The sequence below is a fragment of the Albidovulum sp. genome (assembly GCF_049646345.1).
GTDB lineage: Bacteria > Pseudomonadota > Alphaproteobacteria > Rhodobacterales > Rhodobacteraceae > Albidovulum.
Genome location: NZ_JBARVQ010000779.1, coordinates 1 through 2822, shown reverse-complemented (window position 1 = coordinate 2822; position 2822 = coordinate 1). Strand labels below are relative to the sequence as shown.

The window sequence follows — 2822 nt, the reverse complement described above, 5'->3', positions numbered from 1 at the left end:
GCGGATCCGCTGCGCCATCTACACGCGCAAATCCTCCGACGAAGGCCTTGATCAGGATTTCAACTCCCTTGATGCCCAGCACGAGGCCTGCTCGGCCTATATCGCCAGCCAGCGTCATGAAGGCTGGGTCCTCGACAAGACCCGCTATGATGACGGCGGCATCTCTGGCGGAACACTGAAGCGGCCTGCCCTCAAGCAGCTTCTGACCGATATCGACAGCGGCCGCATCCAGATGATCGTGGTCTACAAGATCGACAGGCCTACCCGGTCCTTGGCAGACTTCGCCAAGCTCGTCGAGCGGCTGGACCAGGCGGGTTGTTCCTTTGTCTCGGTGACGCAAGCCTTCAACACCGCATCCTCCATGGGCCGCCTGACGCTCAATGTACTCTTGTCCTTCGCCCAGTTCGAACGCGAAGTCACAGCTGAACGGATCCGCGACAAGATCGCCGCTTCCAAGAAGAAAGGGCTCTGGATGGGTGGCGTGCCACCCCTTGGCTATGACCCGCATCCCGACCCCAAGGTCCGCGGACTTGTCGTAAACAGGGATGAAGCAAAGAGAGTTGAGGCGATCTTTCAACTTTACGACCGGTTGGGCTGTCTGAACGCTGTCGCCCGGGAGGCAGAGCAAATCGGTTTACGTTCGAAACAACATCACTTTCGAAGCGGGCGGGTTCAGGGCGGCAACCTCTTCACCCGCGGCCAGATCTACGCGCTGCTTCGCAATCCGATCTACATCGGCAAGATCAAACACAGGGACAACATCTGGGATGGCCTTCATGACGCCATCATCCCGGATGACCTGTGGGACTGCGTCCAGGGCAAGCTACAAGCCGCCAGCGCAAGACCCAGAACGCGCAGCAACGACATATCCAGATCAATGCCACAGACCGCGCCCCTGACCGGAAAGCTACGCGACGAGACCGGCGATCGGTTGACACCGACACACACCAGACGCCACGGCCGTCAGCTTCGATACTATGTTTCTAACCGCCTGATCTCGGGTGGGCCCGATCCGCGGGGCTGGCGAATACCGGCCCCGGCGCTGGAGCAACTCGTCGCCGGTCTCATTGCCGATCATGTCAAAAACCTCGATCGCTCGCATCGGCTCTGCGCGACGCCCGATCTCAGGGGCGTCGATGGGCTCCATCAACATGCGCGCATGATGTCGGAGAGGCTCAGGGAAGGGTCACCTGCCCTGCTGGCGAGGCTTCTTTCCGCTGGCACTCTGGCAGCCAATACGATCACGCTGACTCTGACCCCCGAAACCCTTTCCGCCGAACTCGGGCTGAAACCCGAGCATCTGAACCCTGAGGTGATGGCGATTGAAATGCCATTCTCTCTGCGACGCCGTGGTGTCGAGGCCAGGCTGATCGCGGGTGACCACAGGCCGGAACCGGACCGAACCCTGCTGCGCGCCCTGGCGCGCGCGCATCACTGGGTCAACGATCTGAAAGGCGGAAAGTCATTGGCCCAAATGGCTTCCACGTCTCCACATTCAGACTCATACATCCGAACACGCGCTCAACTCGCGTTTCTGTCGCCCAGAATCCAGCGCGCGATTCTGGACGGATCACAGCCGTCCGAGCTGACCCTGGAGCGGATCATCCGCAGGCCGATCCCGCTGGATTGGGCCCTGCAGGAACAGCTCTACGGGTTCAAAAACGCTGCAATCGATCCCTGATAAGGCACCACCCGGTTCCCGTAAGCGTCCACTTATGACACGGGAGAAGGGAGAATGAGCTTAAACGGCCGCCCAGTTCCACGGCAGGAGCTCGTTGATGCGGTTGATCGGATGGCCGTCGGCGAGGCAGTGAAGGACATCTGTCAGCCAGGCCTGAGGTTCGACGTCATTGAGTTTCGCAGTGGTGATCAGGGTGGAGATTGTCGCCCATCTGTCGGCGCCACCGTCGGAGCCGGCGAAGAGGTGGTTCTTGCGACCGAGCGTGACCGGACGGATGGCGCGTTCAACGGTGTTGGTATCGAGGTCGATCCGACCATCCTCGAGGAACCGGCAGAGCGCCGGCCATCGGGTGAGCGCGTAGCGGATCGCCTCGGCGAGACCGCTGCGCTGTGGCAGGCGCAGCAACTGCCGCTCGAGCCAGGGCTGCAGGTCGTCCACGATCGGGCGGGACTGCGCGCGCCGTATGGCCTTTCGGCTAGCGGCGGAACGGCCCCTGATCTCCGCCTCGATCGCGTAGAGCGTTGCGATCCGGCGCAGGACCTCCTGCGCGATCGGCGAGCCAGTCGCCTGATGCACGTCGTAAAACTTGCGCCGTGCGTGCGCCCAGCAGGCGGCCAGATCGATGTCGCGCCGTGCGGCCAGCGGCTCGAAGCCGGGATATCCGTCAACCTGCAGGATACCTCTGAACGTCTTCAGATGCGTAGCCGGACGTTCGGCACGACGGTCCGGACTATAACAATAGAGAACCGCCGGCGGATCATTCCCGCCCCAGGGTCGGTCGTCCCGGGCGTAGACCCAGAGCCGCCCGGTACGGGTGCGCCCGCGGCCTGGATCGAGAACCGGCAAGACCGTGTCATCGGCGAAGACCCTCTCCGCCGCCATGACGTGATCGGCGATCCGATCGCGGATCGGAGCCAGCCACCAGGCGGCGCCCGCCACCCAGTTGGCCAGCGTCGAGCGGTTCAGCGTGACGCCCTGGCGGGCGAAGATCTGGCTCTGGCGGTAGAGCGGAAGGTGATCGCAATATTTGCTGATCAGCACCTGCGCCAGCAGCGCCGGCGTTGCCAGCCCCCTGGCGATCGGCCGTTCCGGCGCCGGCGCCTGGTGGATGGTGCCGCAAGCCCGGCAGCCGTATTTGGGG

At 63.0% G+C, this 2822-nt stretch carries 2 protein-coding genes; one reads left to right on the top strand and one right to left on the bottom strand.

What is annotated here, in order from left to right; all coding sequences use genetic code 11:
• Positions 1–1681, top strand: a 1681-nt coding sequence (locus tag WBB85_RS20485; protein ID WP_432640436.1) for a recombinase family protein, incomplete at its 5' end; no start/stop codon positions are given.
• Between the two features lie 60 nt (positions 1682–1741).
• Here the strand turns inward: WBB85_RS20485 and tnpC are convergent.
• A partial coding sequence (gene tnpC, locus WBB85_RS20480) for an IS66 family transposase (RefSeq protein ID WP_432640435.1) occupies positions 1742–2822 on the bottom strand: 1081 nt, incomplete at its 5' end.